This is a genomic window from Saccharopolyspora endophytica (assembly GCF_018070075.1).
Taxonomy (GTDB): Bacteria; Actinomycetota; Actinomycetes; order Mycobacteriales; family Pseudonocardiaceae; genus Saccharopolyspora; species Saccharopolyspora endophytica.
The window spans coordinates 506,079-524,112 of sequence record NZ_JAGPXE010000002.1 but is presented as its reverse complement, the minus strand read 5'-3'; the positions used below and the strand labels follow the sequence as shown (position 1 = coordinate 524,112).

Sequence of the window (18,034 nt, the reverse complement as noted above, 5' to 3'; positions counted from 1 at the left end):
CAGCCGGACATGGCAGGCTGGAGCCATGCGTGCAGACGATTCGTCCTCAAAGGAAGATTCGGGCACCGCGCGAGCGCCGCGCGAGCGAAACCCGCGAGGCCAGGGTGACCGGCTGCGCGAAGAGGTGATCGCCGCGCTGGTTCGCCTGGTCAACGACGACGACCGGATGCGCCCACTGCCGCTGTCGCTGCGCGAGGTCGCCCGCGAGTCGGGTGTCACGGCTCCTGCCCTGTACCGGCACTTCGCCGACAAGGAGGAACTGGGGCGCGCCGTCGAGATCGACGGGTTCGAGCGACTGATCGCAGCCATGGACGCTGCCGACGCCTCGGTCGCCTCCGGACTGCCCAGCAAGCGATTGATCGCCCAGGCGCAGGCCTACTGCCGGTTCGCCCAGGAGCACAAGGGCTACTACCGGATCATGTTCAAGACCGACTTCATGCGCTTCGCGTCCTCGACCACCGAGCCGCACATGGCCGCCGAACTCGCCGAACGCTGGCGCACCGCGGTCGCCCGGCTGCGCGAGCAGGACATCGAGCTCAGCCAGCCCCCCGAACAAGCCGCGATGTTCATCTGGGCATCGGTGCACGGCCGACTGGCACTCACCTCCACAGTGGAATCGATCTGGCCGCTCGGCGACGTGCACGACTACATCGAGAAGCTGGTGGAGTCACTGGTGAAAGTCGGCCTGCCCAGACACCCGACCGCCTGAAACCGGCACGTCCACCTGGTTCGGAACCAAGTCGTGAGCGCTACCGAGCGAGCGCTGCCATCACCAAGTGACAGGCAGCGCCGCAAGACCGTAGACGACGTGGTGCGGACGAAACTCGACATCCTCGAACGGCACACCGAGCGCCAGCGTCGGGAACCGCTTCAACAAAGCCGGAAACGCCGCGGTCATCTCCATCCGCGCCAGCGGCGCGCCGAGGCAGTGGTGCGGACCGTGCCCGAACGCGACGTGCGCGGTGGGTTTGCGTGTCAGGTCGAGCCGATCGGGGTCGTCGACGAACCGCGGATCGCGGTTGGCCGCCGCGAGCCCGAACTGCACCTGCGAACCCGCCGGGATCGTCTGGTCGCCCAGCCGAACGTCCTGCTTGGTCACCCGCGGAATTCCGGAATGGGCGACGCTGAGGAATCGCAGCAGCTCTTCCACAGCCGGGCCGATCTGATCGGGGTTGGCACGCAGCCACTCCAACTGGTCAGGGTGCTGCAGCAGAGCCAGCGTACCGATGCCGAGCATGTTCGCCGTGGTCTCATGGCCCGCGGTGAGCAACAGCCCGGCGATGTTGGTCAGCGCGTCGGCGTCGAGCTCGTCGCCGTGCTCACGCACCAACATGCCGAGCATGTCCTCGCCGGGGTTCGTCTGCGCTCGTGCGACCAGACCCTCCATGTAGGCCCGGCCTTCGCCCGCCAGCTTCGCCCGCTCCTGCGCGGGCAGCGATGTGTCGGTCTGACGCGAGGTCCGGTCCTGGAACTCGGCGCGATCCGCGTAGGGCACGCCCAGTAGTTCGCAGATGACCAGAGACGGGACCGGCAACGCGAACTCGGCCACCAGGTCCGCGCCGGGCCCGACGCGTTCGAGGTTGTCCAGATGCTCGTCGACGATCTCGCTGATCCGGGGCTCCAGACGGCGCATGCGCCGCATCGTGAACTCCGGAGTGAGGATCCGCCGGAGATAGGCGTGCTCCGGCGGGTCGAACGCGAGCAGCTGCCCCTTGCGCATCCGCTCCCAGTCCTCCGGCGACAGGTGCGCGGCTGCGTCCTCGCCTGCCTCCGTGCCCAGGAAGTCGTTGCTGAACCGGGAATAGTCCGACAGGACCTCACGCACGTCAGCGTGCCTGCTCACCATCCACGCCTCACCGCTGCCGAACGTCACCGGGACCTTCGCGAGCTTGCCCTCCTCGCGGATCTCGGTCACCTCCGGCGCGGGCCCGAAACCCTCCCGCGCCATGTACAGCGGAACGTCGGCCATCACCGGCCCCCTCCTTCGCCGACCCGCCGAGGTGTTCTCCGGCCGGACAGTTGCACTGGCGGGCGCAACCGTATCGACTTTGGTTGCATCAATGCAACCACTTTTCAGGCCTCACGGTCGCGTGGACGAACACCCCACCGTGCCCGACCATCGCTGTCGCCTACAGCAGCACCGAGCACCCGACCGTCGCCAGCTCTCGGCGTGAGTCCTCATTCGAGAAGAGGGCCACGACCGAACGTCCTGAACTCACTTCAGATCCCAGCACCCGGTACCAATTTGGCTCGGCAATATGAGGGCCCGCCAGCGGATACCTAACGACCGATATCGGCGGAAGGCTTCGCGGCGGCATCGTCGCCGGTAGCCTCTTCCGTTTCACGGTGATCGAGCGTGAAGCGGTACGGACCCATGAGAAGCACGCAGACGATGCTCATCGCGACAAGAGCGACGATCGGGATCGTGCCGGCTCGGTATGAACCCGTGGCTGCGAAGATCTGACCGAGCAAGAACATCCCGGAGGCGGCTCCCAACGCGTAGAGGAAGTAGACGAATCCCAGCACCCGACCGTACGAGTGCTGGGGAAAGTAGCGACTGGTCATGTAGGCGGCGACATCGCCCTCGGCTCCCAAACCGAGCCCGATCAGGGCGGCACCCACGAACAGCAGGCCAACCTCGGCCGAGATGATCAGCATCGCGACGCCGGTTGCGCACAGCGCGAAGATGATAGCGGCGATGACCGGAGCGTAGAAGCGGTCAAGCAGATAGCCGACCAGCAGGCGGGCCAGCAGCGACGACAGGCTCAGCACGGACAGGACGGACACGGCCACGGCCTTGTCGATACCCTTGTCCGTGGCCATCGGCACGACCTGCGACATGAGTCCGAAGGTCGCCGAGGACACCAGGAAGATCGACACGGACAACAGCCAGAACTGCCGATACTTGCGAGCCACGGTCCACAGCGACTCACCGATCACCCGGCCTTCATCGCGCGCGGCCTTTCTCTCGCCCTCGTGTTCGGCGGGCATCCTGGTGACGAAGAGGTAGACCGCCACGGGGATGACCGTGCACATGACTCCGATCACCAAGCAGGTCAACCGCCACCCGGCCAGCCCGAGGACCCAGTTCGCGAGGAACGGCATCAGGACCCCGCATGCGCCGAGCCCTGCCATGAGAGTCCCCAGTGCTACACCGCGCCGGTCTTGGAACCACGCGCTGACCACGGTCGCGTGCACGATCGGGTTCACGGCGCCGCTACCGGCACCCATCACCACGCAGGCGAGGTAGAACAACATCTGGTTGTTCGGCAGCACGGACAGCGCCATGAATCCGATGCCGAAGGTAAGGGCCATGGAGACTGACGGCGCCTTGGGACCGTAGCGGTCGATGAGGATGCCGAGCGCCACGATGCTGAACCCGACCAGCACGGTTTCTATCGACAGGCCGTTGCTGATGACACTGCGCTCCCACCCGAACTCCGCTGCCATGGGCCCGCCGACGACGTTGAACAGGACGTTGACGGTGCTCGTGCCGAAAAGCAGCGTCAGGAAGCCGGTAACGACGTACCACCATCGGTTCAAGTGCCGGGATCGCGTCGGGAATGCGGCGACGCTGCCTGCACTCATGCGAACTCCTGTCTATCGGCGAACCTCGCGGTTCGCTGGCCAAGGACCTCTCCTCAGTGGTGTGGGTCACGAAGCATGAGCTTTGGTCCGTCCTTTGTCAAGATATGACCAAAATGGGACGGTCGTCTGAATCCAAGTCGGCACCAAACCCCCTGATTGACACCACGATTGCGCGAGCCTATGGTCCGAAAACCCAATTGCGAATGAGGCATTCCCATATCGGAACGGATCAATGATGCTTCGACCGACTCACACCGTCGCGGTGCTCGCCGTGGCAGGGCTGGCTGCGGCCGGCTGTGCGCAGGCGCCGTCCGCAGCGCAGAACTACCCCTCGTCCACGGTCCGGATCATCACGCCCTTCGCGGCGGGTGGGATCTCGGACACGACCGCTCGCGTGGCGTCCCAGTGCCTTGAGAAGGACCTCGGCGGCACGTTCATCGTCGAGAACAAGGACGGTGGCGGAGGCGCCGTCGGCATGACCGAAGTGGCGCAGGCCAAGCCGGATGGCAGCACGCTGTCCGTGGTGTCGGTGTCGACGGCCGCGCTGGTGCCGCTCGTGACCGAGGGAGCGAAGTACGAAGGGGCCAGCTTCGAGCCGATCTCCGGTGTGACGCTCGCGCCCTCGGTGCTGGTGGTGAAGAACGACAGCCCGCACCGCACCGCTCAGGACCTGCTGGCCGCGGCGAAGAGCGAGAACGGCGGGTTCACGGTCGCCATGCCCGGTTCTCGCGGCATCTTCTCCCTCACCACGAACGCGATCACCAACGCGGGCGGGCCGAAGTTCACCAACGTTCCCTTTGAGAGCAACGACAAGTCCGTGGCGGCGGTTCTCGGCGGCAACTCCGACAGCGCCTATCTGAGCACCTCACCGAACCTGCTCGAACAACTGCGGTCGGGCCAGCTGCGCGCGCTCGCCACCGGTGCGCCCCAACGCCTCGACTTCCTGCCCGACGTACCCACCTTCGCCGAACTGGGCTTCCGCGATCTCCCGGATTCCACCGTGAACGTCTCGCTGGTCGCACCGCGCGGACTGGACGACAAGATCGAGCAGCGGCTCGCCGACGCCATGCAGAAGTGTCTCAAGGACCCGCACACCGCCGACGTACTCGGCAAGGAGTTCGTGCGCCAGGACAACCCGGGACCGGCTGTCATGCGCGAGGAATTCGCCACCTCGGAAGCCTCGTGGCGCAAGGCGGTCGGTCGATGACCGGCGCACGAGCTGCCGGCCGATCACACCGGACGGTCCCGGCCGCACTGACCGCGCTCGGAGCGCTCGCGGCGGTGGTCTCCGTCGGATTGGGCCTGGGGAGCACGACGCAGCCGGGCCCCGGTACCTGGCCGCTGGTGGCCTCCGCCGGAGTCGTCCTCAGTGGAGCCTGGCTGACCGTCACCGGCGTCGAACGCCCCGAGGGCGTCGCGCGCACCGATCTCGGCAGAGTGCTCGCCGCCGCCGGCACCCTCGCGCTGTTCGTCGTGCTGCTCCCGCTCGTGGGCATGCCGGTGCCCGCTCTGGTGGCGATCGTCGTGTGGCTCCGGCTCTTCGGCGAGTCGTGGCGACTGACGGTCATTACCGCGGTGCTGGCCGTCGTCAGCCTGCAGATCGTCTTCGTCGAACTGCTCGCGGTCCCGCTGCCGGTCGGGCCGCTGGCCCCGGGGAGCTGAGCGCGATGAACTTCTCCGAAATCCTGACCGGTTTCGAAACGGTGCTGACGCCGACGAACCTGCTGTTCGTCCTGATCGGTGTCGTCGTCGGCATGGTCATCGGCGTCATCCCCGGGCTGGGGCCCACGGCGACGATCGCGCTCCTGCTGCCGCTGACCTACGGCATCGAGCCCGCCACGGCCATCATCATGCTCGCCGGCATCTACTACGGCTCGATGTACGGCGGCACCATCACCTCGGTCCTGCTGCACCTGCCCGGCGAAGCCGCCTCCGTGGTCACGACGTTCGACGGCTACCAGATGGCCAAGCAGGGACGTGCGGGACCGGCGCTGGGCATCGCCGCGATCGGCTCGTTCGTCGGCGGGCTCGTCTCGGTGGTCGGACTGCTGCTGTTCGCACCGCTGCTGGCCTCGTTCGCCCTGCGCTTCGGCCCTCCGGAATTCACCGTGCTCGCCCTGCTCGGCATCGCGTTGGCCGCCTACCTCGGCTCGCGCCGGTTCGCCGCCGCGCTGGCGATGGCGGCCTTCGGTCTGCTGCTGGCCACGGTCGGTCAGGACTCCATCGAGGGAAGCCCGCGGTTCACCTTCGGCAGCCTCGAACTCCTCAACGGACTGGACTTCGTCGCCGTCGCGATGGGCCTGTTCGGGCTCGGCGAACTCCTGCACACGCTCGAAACATCGCGCCGGTCCCGCGGGCAGATCGCTCCGGTCGGCCACGTCCTGCCCTCCCGCGCCGAGATCCGGCAGTCCGGAGGGGCCATCGCCCGCGGCAGCGTGATCGGGTTCGTCCTCGGTTTGCTGCCGGGCGGTGGGGGCATGGTCGCCTCCCTGGCCTCCTACGCCACCGAGAAGCGCCGATCGGCCACACCCGAGCGCTTCGGCAAGGGCGCCATCGAAGGCGTCGCCGGTCCGGAGACCGCCAACAACGCGGGTTCCCAGGCCGCCTTCATCCCGCTGCTCACCCTCGGCCTGCCGCCCAACCCCGTGCTCGCCCTCATTCTCGGCGCACTGCTCATCCAAGGCGTAACGCCGGGACCGCGCCTCATCGAGGAGAACCCGGACATCTTCTGGGGCGTCATCGCCTCGATGTTCGTCGGCAACATCATCCTGCTGGTGCTGAACCTGCCGATGGTGCGCGTGTTCATCAAGATCCTCAACATCCGCGTCGCGATCCTCGCCGCACTGGCGGCCGTGGTCACGATGCTCGGCGTTTTCAGCATCAACAACAGCGTCTTCGACCTGTGGGTGGTGCTCGCCTTCGGTCTGCTCGGCTACGGCATGCGCAAGGCGGGCTTCGAACCCGGACCGCTGGTGCTGGCCTTCGTGCTCGGCGGGCTGCTCGAACCCTCGGTGCGCCAGTCCCTGCTCATCAGCGGCGGTGACCCCACCGTCTTCATCACCAGACCCATCTCCGGCACCATGCTCGGCCTCGCCGCGATCGCTGCGATCCTCATGGCCGTGAAGTCCGCCCGGGGCAGGAAGACCAACCGCAACCCCACCGATTCCGAGAAGGTGACCGCATGACGGCGTCCACGCCCGCCCCATCGAGGGCGCCTCTCGACGGGGTCACCGTCGTCGCGCTCGAGCACGCCGTCGCCGTGCCGATCGCCAGCAGGCAGCTGGCCGACCTCGGTGCCCGAGTCATCAAGATCGAGCGCGTCGACGGCGGCGACTTCGCCCGAGGTTACGACGACGTCGTGGCCGGCGAGCTCTCCAGCGTGTTCCTGTGGACCGGGCGCGGGAAGGAATCCCTCGCGGTCGACCTCAAGAACCCGGCAGGGATCCAGATCGTACGGGAACTGCTGGCAGAAGCGGACGTCTTCATCCAGAACATGAGCCCCGGTGCGGTGGAGCGGCTGGGCCTCGGTCCCGACAAGCTCACCGAGCACAGCCCCAGGCTCGTCGTCGTCTCCAACACCGGGTACGGCGAGCCCGGCCCGTACGCGGGCAAGCGCGCCTACGACGCGCTGGTGCAGGCCGAGTCGGGCACCGTGGCCGTCACCGGCACCAAGGACATCATGGTCAAACCCGGATTCTCGGCCGCTGACGTGGCCAGCGGGATGTACATGGCGCAAGCCGCGCTGATGGGTCTGTACCAGCGGGAACGAACCGGTGTGGGAACGGTGGTCGACGTCGCGATGATCGACGCGATGACAGACTTCATCGCCAACCACATCTACTACGCCCAGCACAACGGGATCCCCGCCGAACGCATCAGCCTCGGCCACCCCTCACTCGTCCCCTACGGCGAGTACGCCACGCGGGACACGCCCGTCGTCGTCGGCATCCAGAACGACCGCGAGTGGGCGCGCTTCGCCCAACACGTGCTCAAGCGACCGGAACTGGCAGAAGAGCCCGAGTACGCCACCAACGTCGCCCGCACCCGGCGCCGCGAGGAGGTCGACGGGCTCATCTCGCAGACGCTCCAGCGCTACACCGCGGCCGAGCTGACTTCGCTGCTCGACGACATCGGCATCGCCTGCGCCAGGGTCAACGATCTCAGGTCGGTATCCGAGCACCCGCAGCTCGTCGAGCGCGGTCGCTGGGCGGAGACGTCGACGCCCGTCGGCCCGGTGCCGACCTTGCGGCAGGTCATCACCGAGCGCCGCAAGCAGTACCCCGTTGGTGCGGTGCCGGCGTTGGGACAGCACACCCGGCAGCTGCTCGCCGAGCTGGGGCACGACGACGCCGCGATCGACGAACTCGTGCGACGCGGCGTGGTACGCGATTCAACGTCACGCGTTCCCGGTCAGTAAATTGGGCCGAATGGGGACGCAGAACGAAGGACACCGGTCGGTCGCCCGAGCGCTGCACGCGCTCGAGATCACCGTCGCCAGCGAAACCGGGTTGACCCTCGGCGAACTCGCCGAGCACGTGGGCGCGGCGAAGTCGTCGCTGCACCCCTTGCTGCGGGCGCTGGTGTTCCGCGGCTACCTCGTCCACGAGGACAACCGCTACCGCACGGGTCCGGCGATCGACACGCTGGCGATGGCGCAACACCCCGCGGTCGTTCCCGTCGCCCGCCCCTTCATGGACGACCTGCTCCAGAAGTTCAACGAAACGGTCATGCTCGGCAGCGTGGTCGGCGAAACCCTCGTGTACCTCCACTCCGTCGAGTCCACGCACGTCGTCCGCTACTCGCCGCCGCAGGTCCGACCACCGACGGACCACCCCTCCTCCATCGGGAAGCTCTACCTCGCCCAGCTCGACGACGCGGCGCTCGAGAGGTACGCGGCGGCCAACATCCGCGAGGACAAGCGAGCACGGCTGCTGGCGGAGGTGCGCGAGGCCCGCAGTACCGGTGTCGCCTACAACCACGGTGACACCTTCCCTGACCTCAGCGCGGTCGCCGTGCGGATCACCGGCGACCAGGGCGTCCTCGCTTGCCTGGCCCTCGGCGGGCCGAGTCGGCGAATCGATGCGCGATCGGACGAGATCACCGAAGCTCTTCGCGAGGCGAGCAGAGCCATCGAGCGCACGCTGTCGGTTGGCAACCGAACGAGCCCGAGGTGACCGGAATCGACGCGGATGAGGAGGGTCGCCTGGTACTTGCGACGGACCCGTCGCCTTCGGACCACTCGAACGAGTGACGCCTTAGCGGGTCAAGCGGTGTCGCCGGTACCGTTTTTTCGATGGGTACACCGGGCTCAGCCATGCCTCACGACGTGACATGGCAGATGATCTTGGCGCAGGCCGCGGGTCCAGTAGCAGTACTGGATCTGCAAGCTCGGATCATCTACGCCAACCCCGCGACCTGCGACTTCCTCGGCCACGATCTCGAGAACGTCCTCAACCGCCCGGCGCGGGATTTCGCGCATCCCGACGACCCGCCGATCGACGAAGACATGATCACCAGCTTGGTCACCGGTGGCGAGGAGAAGCTGACCCAGGAGCGGCGCGGCGTGCGATCGGACGGCACCGCCTTGTGGGTCTTGATCAGCTACGCGCTCATCCGCGACGCCGACTGCGAACCCCAGTTCGTCCTCGCGCAATACCAAGACATCACCGAACGGCGCGCGGCCGAGCGACGCTGGCGCCACACCTTCGCCAATGCCCCGATCGGCATGGCCATGCTCGACCTCACCGGGCGCTGGCTCGAGGTCAACGACAAGCTCTGCGACATGGTCGGCTACACGCGCGACGAACTACTGGCAATCCGCTTCACCGACCTGACCTACCCGAACGACACGTCCGGATTGGATGTCTTCGAGGAACTGGCCGCAGGCAACCTGGACACCGCCAGCGTGGAAAAGCGCTACCGCCACAAGGCCGGGTACCCGATCTGGATCCTCATCCGCATCAACCTCGTCCGTGGAGCCGACGACCTGCCTGCCTACCTCGTGTCCCAATACGAAACGATCGGTGACGAGGCGATGCGCGACAGTCACATCGCGCACATGGCCCTCCACGACCCGCTCACCGGCCTGGCAAACCGCGCCCTGCTCATGGACCGGCTCAACCAAGAACTCGCCGCACTCCCCCAGCACGGAGGCGTCCTCGCAGTACTACTGGCCGACCTCAACGGGCTCAAGCCGATCAACGACCGCTTCGGTCACGCCGTTGGCGACGAACTCCTGATCACCACGGCCGACGAACTTCTCAACGCCGTTCAGCCAGGAGACACGGTTGCCCGCCTCGGCGGTGACGAGTTCGTCGTGCTTTCCCGGAAACCGGATTTCCACGCGGCCAAGGTATTCCGCGATGAAGTGGCGGAGTCCATGAAGAACGACGTCGTCGTGGCGGGCCACGACATCGCGCTCAGCGCCAGCATCGGCCTGGCCACGACCGCCACCAGCACGATGCCGGCAGCGGATCTGTTGCACGCGTCCGACCTCGACATGTACAGCCACAAAAGGCCCCGGCACCACTAGCCAAGCGCCGACGGTCGATGACCGTCGGCGCTCTTTTCAGGCTTCGTGCCGCCGGTACACGTGCTCACCAGGCCATCTCAAATCGGATCGTCACATCGTCGGCACGACCTCCGTCAGGCGGACAGTTTGACGTTGATCTGCTTGGTCTGGGTGAACCCTTCGAGCATGCCCTCGAGGGAAGCCTCGCGGCCCATGCCGCTCTGCTTCACACCGCCGTAGGACTGGCCGATGACCTGGCCGCCGCCCTGGTTCACCTGCACCCAACCCGCTTCGACCCGGTGTGCCGTGTTCAGCGCCCGGTCCAGGTCGTGGCTCCACACGAAGGCCGCCAGCCCGAAGTTGGTGTCGTTGGCCAGCCGGATCGCCTCGTCCACGTCGCGCCACGGGGTGACCACCAGGACGGGGCCGAAGATCTCCTCGCGGGAGATGCGCCAATTCGGCTCGACGGCGTCGAAAACGGTGGGTACGTGGTAGAAACCCTCCGACAGAGGGCCATCCGTCGGCGGCAGTCCGCCCAGTGCCAGGTTCACCCCGGGCTGTTCGGTGCCGTCGACGATGTAGTCGCGGACACCGCAGAACTGAGTCTCGTTGATGATCGCACCGATGTCCGAGGCCTCGTCCAGCGGGTTTCCGACCACGAGTTCGCTCAGCTTCTTGACCAGGCGGTCGAGCACCTCGTCGTGCACGTCGGCGTGCACGAGCAGACGCGATCCGGAGGTGCAGCTCTGCCCCTGCCGGTGGAAGCGCGTGGCCAGCAGCAGCCCCCCGATCAGATCGTCGTTCACCGCGTCCGGGAAGACGATGGACGGGTTCTTCCCGCCGAGTTCCAACGAGGTGTGCGCCAGCCGGTGACCGGCCTGCTGCGCCACCGTCCGGCCGACCTCGGTGGAACCGGTGAACGACACCTTGTCCACCCCGGGGTGCTCGACCAGCGCCGTGCCGCAGACACGCCCGCTGCCCGTGAGCATGTTGAGCACGCCCGGCGGCAGGTGCTCCTGGCAGATCTCGGCCAGCAGCAGCAGCGACAGCGGCGCGTCCGCAGCCGGTTTGGCCACCACCGCGTTTCCCGCCGCCAGGGCTGCCGGGAACTTGAAGCCCGCGATCATCAGCGGAGAGTTCCACGGCAGGATCGCGGCCACCACGCCGAGCGGCTCCCGCCGCGTGTACTGCAGCTGACCGTCACCGGCGGGCAGGACCGTGCCCTTGACCTCACCGGCGACACCGGCGAAGTAGCGGAACAGGTCGACCAGCGTCGCCACCTCGGGCCTGGCCTGCGTGCGCAGGGCGTTGCCGGTGTCCAAGGCGGTCAGGCGTGCCAATTCCTCGCCACGCGCTTCGATGTCGTCGGCGATGCGCGCCAATGCGCGAGCACGGACCTTGAAGTGCTCGGCGGCCCATGCGGGCTGGGCCCTCCGAGCCGCGGCCACCGCGCGCTCGACATCGCCGACTCCCGCCGACGGCACGCGGGCGATGACCTCGCCCCGCCGCACCGGAGTGGTCACCTCCGCGGTCCCACCCTCCTGGGCTGTGATCCATTGCCCGTCCACCAGCATCGGGTAGAGCTGCGAACGCGCGTCCGCCGCACCGTTGAGGAGGTCCGCCGACCGCCTTCCCACCGTGTTGCTCATTTCGTCCCTGCCTCCTTGCGCGGCCGCCCGCAGAACTCGACATCGGCCCGGCCCACGTCGTTCCGAGGTTCTTCCGCTCTTCGGATTCCGCCGATGGACCTGCGGTGGATGGCGGTCAGCGACCCAGAACCGGCTGCTTTTCGACAATTCCGCTTAGCGGCCGATCGTAGGAGCGTTTCGACTGCGCACAAACGGCCAACAACGCAGAGTCGATGTGCGGGTTTGCACACCGGTCGGGTGCGCAGTCCTGCACATCTGCTGTGCCGACTTGGGCGTTGCCCAGGTCTGAAACCGGTGCGGATACTGCCCGGAAGGCAGGCTGGGAACCGGGTGGTTCTCGCACCGGCCGCATCGCCTCGATGCTTGCTCCCCCAGCGTCTGCGCCCACGCGATCGCGTGGCTCTCGACCACGCACGTCCTGGGACCTCTTCAGGGTGATTCGAACGGAGTTGACTGTGACGACCAACGGTCCGTTGGCAAATGCCCTGGTGCTCGACCTGTCCCGCGCACTGGCCGGGCCGCACGCCGCCATGATGCTCGGCGACCTCGGTGCCAGGGTCATCAAGGTGGAGTCCCCCGGCCAGGGCGATGACTCGCGAATTTGGGGACCGCCGTTCGTCGGTGATGAATCCACCGACGCCACCTATTACCTGTCGTGCAACCGGAACAAGGAATCTCTCCAGCTCGACCTCAAGAGCGCTTCGGGACATGAGGCCCTGCGCGAGTTGATCCGCCGCGCGGACGTGCTGATCGAGAACTTCCGCCCGGGTGTGTTCGACCGGCTGGGCTTCCCGCCCGCGGTGCTGGAAGAGCTCAACCCACGTCTCGTCGTGCTGTCCATCTCCGGTTTCGGTTCCGAGGGGCCCGAGTCCGAACGGCCGGGATACGACCTGATCGCGCAAGGTGAGTCCGGTCTGATGAGCATCACCGGGCCTGATCCCGACCACCCCACGCGCGTCGGTGTTCCCATCGGCGACCTGTTGGCCGGGATCTACGGCGCGTTCGGCGTGGTTTCAGCCTTGAACGACCGCAACCAGACCGGGCGCGGTTCCGTGGTGCGCACGTCGCTGTTGGCGGCCCTGGTCGGGGCGCACGCCTTCCACGGGACCGCCTGGACCACGGCCGGCAAGGTCGGCGCGGCCTCGGGCAACCACCACCCGCAGATCGCGCCCTACGGCGCGTTCCGGTGTGCCGACGGCACCGTGCAGGTCGCGGTCGGCAGCGAGGCCCAGTGGCGCAAGTTCGCCGACCTGCTCGGGCTGGACGCCGAGGACGAGCGCTTCGCCAGCAACTCGGAGCGCCTGGCCAACCGCGACGCGCTCATCGAGGTGGTGGAGAACGTCCTGCTCACCAAGCCCCGGGATCACTGGCTGACCAGCTGCAACGAAGCGGGAGTTCCGGCAGGTGCCGTTCGCGCCATCGACGAGGTCTACGAGTGGGAGCAGACCCGCAGCCAGGGCCTGGTCGTCGAGGTCGAGCACCCCGTAGTCGGAAAGATCGAGATTCCGGGCCCGCCGCTGCGCTTCGAGACCTTCACCGGGCAGCGGCTCGGCCGCACCGAGCACACCGCGCCTCCCACGCTCGGGCAGCACACCTCGGCGGTGAGCGAATGGCTGGAGAGCAGGTGAGCAAGGCCCGACAACCGACCCACCGGGTCGTGCTGGTCGGTCGGCCCGGTGCGGGCAAGGGAACGCAGGCGCGAGCGGTGTCCGACAAGCTCGGAGTGCCACACATCTCCACCGACGACCTCGTCCGAGGCAACGTCGCACGCGGGACACCGCTCAGGAACGCCGCGAAATCGCACCTGGCCCGCGGTGAGCTCGTTCCGGACGAGGTGACGGCGGCCGTGGTGCGTCAGCGATTGGTCGAGTGCGGCGTCGCCTCCGGCGGATTCCTCTTGGAGGGCTACCCGCGGACCGCGTCCCAGGGCCGCGTCCTCGCTGAAGTCCTGGACGACGTGGGCACGCAGTTGGACCTGGTGTTGGAGATGAGCGTCGGCAGGGATGAAGCCGCGCTCCGCTTGGCCGGTCGACGCGGTTGCAGTAGTTGCGGCCGGATGTGGCATGTCCGGTTCAACCCGCCCGCCGTGTACGGGATCTGCGACGACTGCGCCGGTTCGCTGGAGCAGCGCGGTGACGACGCGGGGCCGGTGATCGACCGCCGGCTGGACCTCTACGACCGCGACACCGCTCCCCTGCTGGACTTCTACGGCAGACAGGGTGTGCTCGCGACCGTCGACGCGAGCGGTCCGGTGGAGGACGTGACCGAGCGGATGTTGTCCGCCCTCGGCGTGTGAGCGGAAACGAGCCGGTTCGCCTCGCGAGGTGGCGAGGCGAACCGGCTCCTGTGCTTCATCGATCGGTGAACGACGGCGCCCGCTTCTCCGTGAAGGCCGTCATGCCTTCCTTCTGGTCCTCGGTGGCGAAGGTGGCGTGGAAGACGCGTCGTTCAAAACGCACGCCCTCGGACAGCGTCGTTTCGTAGGCGCGGTTGACGCTCTCCTTGACCATCATCGTGACCGGTGTCGACATCCCCGCGATCGTCGCGGCTGTCTCGAGCGCGTCCTCCATCAAGCGATCGACCGCGACGACGCGGGCCACCAGGCCGCTGCGTTCGGCCTCGGTGACGTCCATCATCCGTCCGGTCAGGCACATCTCCATGGCCTTGGCCTTGCCGATGGCGCGCGTGAGGCGCTGCGTGCCGCCGATCCCAGGGATGACACCGAGTTTGACCTCCGGCTGTCCGAACTTGGCGTTCTCCGCGGCGATGATCACGTCGCAGAGCATTGCCAGCTCGCACCCACCGCCCAAGGCGTAGCCCGACACCGCGGCCACCAGCGGTGTGCGCACCGCGGACAAGCGGTCCCAGGCGGCGAACCAGTCGCTGCGGTAGGCGTCCATGTAGGACAGCGACTGCATCTCCTTGATGTCGGCGCCGGCGGCGAAGGCCTTCTGCGATCCGGTCAGCACGATGCACCCGATCTGCTCGTCCTGGTCCAGTTCGGACGCCGCTGCAGTGACCTCGACCATGAGCTGGGTGTTTAGCGCGTTGAGCGCCTCGGGCCGGTTCAACGTCACCACGCCGACCCGGCCCCGGCGTTCCACCTCGATCGTCGCGTACTCGCTCATGCGGTCGACTCCTCTCCGGCGGATGCGCGGATCGCGTTGATGATCCCGGAGAAGTCGCGGTCGGCACCGCCTTCCTCGTTGTAGCGCGCGTACAGCTCGTGGACGTGCTTGCCGAGGGCTGTCCGCACGCCTGCGGCGTCCGCAGCGCGCTGCGCCAGGCCGAGGTCTTTGACCATGAGAGCGGTGGCGAAGCCGGGGTCGAAGTCGCGGTTGGCCGGGCTGGTCGGCACCGGGCCGGGCACGGGGCAGTTGGTGTTGAGCGCCCAGCACTGGCCGGTGGCCGTGGAGATGACGTCGAACAGCGCCTCGTGGGAGACGCCCAGCTCCTCACCGAGGACGAACGCCTCGCTGACCCCGACCATGGAGATCGCCAGGATCATGTTGTTGCAGATCTTGGTCGCCTGCCCCGCACCGGACGCTCCGCAGTGGACGGCCCGCTTGCCCATCACGTCCAGAAACGGCTCGGCGCGCTGGAAGTCCTCGGGCTCGCCACCGACCATGAAGGTCAGCGTCCCGGCGGTCGCACCGACCACACCTCCGGAGACCGGGGCGTCCAGCGCGCGGTGCCCCGCCTTCACCGCCACGTCCCGCGCCGCATGCGACTCGCCCACCTCGATCGTGGAGGTGTCGACGAACAGCGTCCCAGGCGCGGCCGCTGCCAGCAGCCCTCCCGCCTCGTAGAGGTCCAGGACGTGGCGTCCGCTGGGCAGCATGGTGAACACGACCTCCGCGCCCGCGCACACGTCCGCAGCCGATCCCACGATCTCCACGCCGTTCTCGGAAGCCGTGGCACACGCCGAGGCCGACAGGTCGAAGCCTCGGACGCGGTGGCCGGCGCGGCTGAGGTTGGCGGCCATCGGGCCGCCCATGTTGCCGAGACCGATGAATCCGATGTCAGTCATCGCACTCCCTCACAGTTGACAGCCCGAGCTCGTCGTCACCGGGCGCGAAGAACTTCTCGACGATGTCGGGGCCAACCTCGTCCAGCAGCGCTGGTTTCCACTGCGGATCGCGGTCCTTGTCCACGACCTGGGCACGAATCCCCTCGACCAGATCCGGGGAGGACAGCAGCGCGCACGAGGTGCGGTACTCCTGCTCCAGGCAGTCCTCGAGGGAGCTGAGCCCGCGGGCGTTGCGCAAGGCCCGCAGGGTCACCTTCACCGCGGTGGGCGACTTGGCGCTGATGGTTTCTGCCGCCTTCCGGGCGCTTTCAACACCGGCCGCCTGCAGACGACGCACGATCTCAGCGACGTCGTCGGCGCCGTAGCACTCGTCGATCCATCCGCGCTCGGTGTCGAGCACCGACGGCGGAGGCTCTTGCGCGTAGCGCCGCACCAGCGTGTCGACGTCGTCGGCCGAAGCGCTGCCGAGGTCCTCGACCAAGGTCCCCAAGGCGTCGCTGAGCACGAAGTGGTCCGCCAAGCCGCATCGGATCGCATCCCCCGCGTCCAGCTGGCCCGCGGTGAGCGCCGCGTGCGTGCCGAGTTCGCCGGGCGCGCGGCTGAGCAGGTACGTCCCGCCCACATCCGGCACGAACCCGATCCCCACCTCGGGCATCGCGATCCTGGTGCGTTCGGTGACCACGCGGACCGACCCGTGGGCCGACACACCCACTCCGCCACCCATGACGATGCCGTCCATCAAGGCCACGAACGGCTTGGTACAGCGCTTGATCCGCGTGTTGAGCCGGTATTCGTCGCGCCAGAAGTGCTTCGGCGCCGGATCGCCGACCAGCGCGGCGTCGTAGATGGCCCGGATGTCGCCGCCGGCGCACAAACCGCGCTCACCCGCGCCGTCGACCAGCACGCACGCGATCTCCGGATCGCGCTCCCACCTGGACAAGGTGCGGTCCAGCACGCGCACCATCTCAGCGGTCAGGGAGTTCAGCGCCCGGGGCCGGTTGAGCGTCAACCTCCCCAGCGTCCCCCGAACCTCGACCAAGACCTCCATCTCGCTCATCGGGCGGCCCCCAGCACGTCGCGGGAGACGATGAGGCGCATGATCTCGTTCGTGCCCTCCAGGATCTGGTGCACCCGCAGGTCGCGGACGATCTTCTCGATCCCGTACTCCGACAGGTAGCCGTAACCGCCGTGCAGCTGCAGCGCCTCGTTGGCCACGGCGAACCCGGTATCGCTGGCCACCCGCTTGGCCATCGCGCACAACCGCGTCGCCGCAGGATCCTTCGCATCCGCCGCCGCGGCCGCGCGCCACAACATCGACCGCGCCGCCTCCAACTCGGTGGCCATGTCGGCCACCCGGAACTGCAACGCCTGGAAGTCCCGCAGCGCGGAACCGAACGCCTCACGCTCGGACAGATGGCGCACGGTCGCCTCCAGCGCCGCCTGGCCACCACCCAGCGAACACGCACCGATGTTGAGCCGCCCGCCGTCGAGACCCGACATGGCGAAGCGGAAACCATCGCCCTCGGCGCCAAGCAGGTTCCCGATCGGCACCCGCGCGTCTTCAAGGCGGACCTGGCGGGTGGGTTGGGCGTTCCACCCCATCTTGTGCTCGTTCGGACCGAACGACAGCCCTTCGGTGTCGCACTCGACCACCAGCGCCGAAATTCCCCGATGCCCGTCCTCGCCGGTGCGCACGAACACGACGTACACATCAGAGGCACCGGCCCCGGAGATGAACTGCTTCACCCCGTTGACCACGTAATGATCGCCGTCCCGGATCGCGCGGGTGGACAGCGCGGCGGCGTCAGAACCCGCACCGGGCTCGGTCAGGCAATAGCTGCCCAACGCCTCCATCGAGCACAACCGCGGCAACCACCGAGCACGCTGCTCATCGTTGCCGAAGCGATCGATCACCGACGCGACCATGTTGTGGATCGACAAGTACGCGGCCACCGACGGACATCCGGTCGCCAGCGCCTCGAAGACCACCGTCGCATCCAGCCTCCCCAGCCCGGAGCCGCCGGACTCCTCCCGGACGTAGATCCCTCCCATGCCCAGCTCCGCCGCTTTGCGCAGCACGTCGACCGGGAAGTGCTTGGCCTGGTCCCATTCCACAGCGTTCGGCGCCAAGGCCTCAGCGGCGAAATCGCGGCAGGTCTCGGCCAGTGCTTGCTGGTCCTCGTTCAGGCAGAAGACACCGCCACTGTCGGCGCGTGCATCCATGTGTTTTTCCTCCAGCACGAGTCGGACCCGGAC

Annotated in this window: 16 protein-coding genes; 9 read left to right on the top strand and 7 right to left on the bottom strand. The window is 67.7% G+C overall.

All coding sequences use genetic code 11. The features are described from left to right. The first annotated feature begins 25 nt into the window (after positions 1–25). Complete coding sequence (locus tag KBO27_RS06475) at positions 26–709, top strand: TetR/AcrR family transcriptional regulator (protein ID WP_210969019.1); 684 nt, start codon at positions 26–28, stop codon at positions 707–709. A 60-nt stretch (positions 710–769) separates the two neighbouring features. On the opposite strand, the gene KBO27_RS06470 is transcribed toward KBO27_RS06475, so the two are convergent. Beyond that, positions 770–1,969 carry a cytochrome P450 gene (locus KBO27_RS06470; protein ID WP_210969018.1) on the bottom strand — a complete coding sequence of 400 codons (1,200 nt, stop codon included), beginning with the start codon at positions 1,967–1,969 and terminating at the stop codon, positions 770–772. A 311-nt stretch (positions 1,970–2,280) separates the two neighbouring features. Further along, the gene (locus KBO27_RS06465) at positions 2,281–3,588 is read right to left on the bottom strand and encodes an MFS transporter (RefSeq protein WP_210969017.1); all 1,308 of its coding nucleotides are present in this window, start codon (positions 3,586–3,588) and stop codon (positions 2,281–2,283) included. A 235-nt stretch (positions 3,589–3,823) separates the two neighbouring features. Between KBO27_RS06465 and KBO27_RS06460 the strand changes: the two genes are divergently transcribed. From KBO27_RS06460 to KBO27_RS06435, 6 genes are all read left to right on the top strand, one after another. Continuing rightward, positions 3,824–4,795, top strand: a complete 972-nt coding sequence (locus KBO27_RS06460; RefSeq protein WP_210969016.1) for a tripartite tricarboxylate transporter substrate binding protein — start codon at positions 3,824–3,826, stop codon at positions 4,793–4,795. Next, complete coding sequence (locus KBO27_RS06455; RefSeq protein WP_210969015.1) at positions 4,792–5,250, top strand: tripartite tricarboxylate transporter TctB family protein; 459 nt, start codon at positions 4,792–4,794, stop codon at positions 5,248–5,250. The genes KBO27_RS06460 and KBO27_RS06455 overlap by 4 nt, the downstream gene beginning before the upstream one ends. Positions 5,251–5,255: 5 nt before the next feature. After that, positions 5,256–6,773, top strand: coding sequence for a tripartite tricarboxylate transporter permease (locus tag KBO27_RS06450; RefSeq protein ID WP_210969014.1), 1,518 nt, complete (start codon positions 5,256–5,258; stop codon positions 6,771–6,773). Beyond that, positions 6,770–8,005, top strand: coding sequence for a CaiB/BaiF CoA transferase family protein (locus tag KBO27_RS06445; RefSeq protein WP_210969013.1), 1,236 nt, complete (start codon positions 6,770–6,772; stop codon positions 8,003–8,005). Before KBO27_RS06450 ends, KBO27_RS06445 begins: the two co-directional genes overlap by 4 nt. Positions 8,006–8,015: 10 nt before the next feature. Continuing rightward, positions 8,016–8,762, top strand: coding sequence for an IclR family transcriptional regulator (locus tag KBO27_RS06440; protein WP_210969012.1), 747 nt, complete (start codon positions 8,016–8,018; stop codon positions 8,760–8,762). A 119-nt stretch (positions 8,763–8,881) separates the two neighbouring features. Beyond that, entirely contained in the window at positions 8,882–10,120 is a 1,239-nt protein-coding gene (locus KBO27_RS06435; RefSeq protein WP_246536357.1) for a PAS domain S-box protein, read from the top strand. A gap of 113 nt (positions 10,121–10,233) precedes the next feature. On the opposite strand, the gene KBO27_RS06430 is transcribed toward KBO27_RS06435, so the two are convergent. Then, the gene (locus tag KBO27_RS06430) at positions 10,234–11,748 is read right to left on the bottom strand and encodes an aldehyde dehydrogenase family protein (RefSeq protein ID WP_246536356.1); all 1,515 of its coding nucleotides are present in this window, start codon (positions 11,746–11,748) and stop codon (positions 10,234–10,236) included. A gap of 455 nt (positions 11,749–12,203) precedes the next feature. Here KBO27_RS06430 and KBO27_RS06425 point away from each other — a divergent pair, with 455 nt between their 5' ends. Continuing rightward, positions 12,204–13,376, top strand: a complete 1,173-nt coding sequence (locus KBO27_RS06425) for a CaiB/BaiF CoA transferase family protein (protein WP_307870264.1) — start codon at positions 12,204–12,206, stop codon at positions 13,374–13,376. Then, on the top strand, positions 13,373–14,044 hold the full coding sequence (locus KBO27_RS06420; protein ID WP_307870263.1) for an adenylate kinase family protein: 672 nt from the start codon (positions 13,373–13,375) through the stop codon (positions 14,042–14,044). The genes KBO27_RS06425 and KBO27_RS06420 overlap by 4 nt, the downstream gene beginning before the upstream one ends. A 55-nt stretch (positions 14,045–14,099) precedes the next feature. Here KBO27_RS06420 and KBO27_RS06415 read toward each other — a convergent pair whose 3' ends face one another. The 4 genes from KBO27_RS06415 to KBO27_RS06400 are packed head-to-tail and all read right to left on the bottom strand — an operon-like array spanning position 14,100 to position 18,001. Further along, complete coding sequence (locus KBO27_RS06415; RefSeq protein ID WP_210969009.1) at positions 14,100–14,876, bottom strand: enoyl-CoA hydratase; 777 nt, start codon at positions 14,874–14,876, stop codon at positions 14,100–14,102. Next, a complete protein-coding gene (gene mmsB / locus KBO27_RS06410) occupies positions 14,873–15,778 on the bottom strand; it encodes a 3-hydroxyisobutyrate dehydrogenase (RefSeq protein ID WP_210969008.1) in 906 nt (301 codons plus the stop codon). Before mmsB ends, KBO27_RS06415 begins: the two co-directional genes overlap by 4 nt. Further along, positions 15,771–16,835: an enoyl-CoA hydratase/isomerase family protein gene (locus KBO27_RS06405; protein ID WP_210969007.1), complete on the bottom strand. Its 1,065-nt coding sequence runs from the start codon at positions 16,833–16,835 to the stop codon at positions 15,771–15,773. Before KBO27_RS06405 ends, mmsB begins: the two co-directional genes overlap by 8 nt. After that, entirely contained in the window at positions 16,832–18,001 is a 1,170-nt protein-coding gene (locus tag KBO27_RS06400) for an acyl-CoA dehydrogenase family protein (RefSeq protein ID WP_210969006.1), read from the bottom strand. Before KBO27_RS06400 ends, KBO27_RS06405 begins: the two co-directional genes overlap by 4 nt. Positions 18,002–18,034 lie beyond the last annotated feature (33 nt).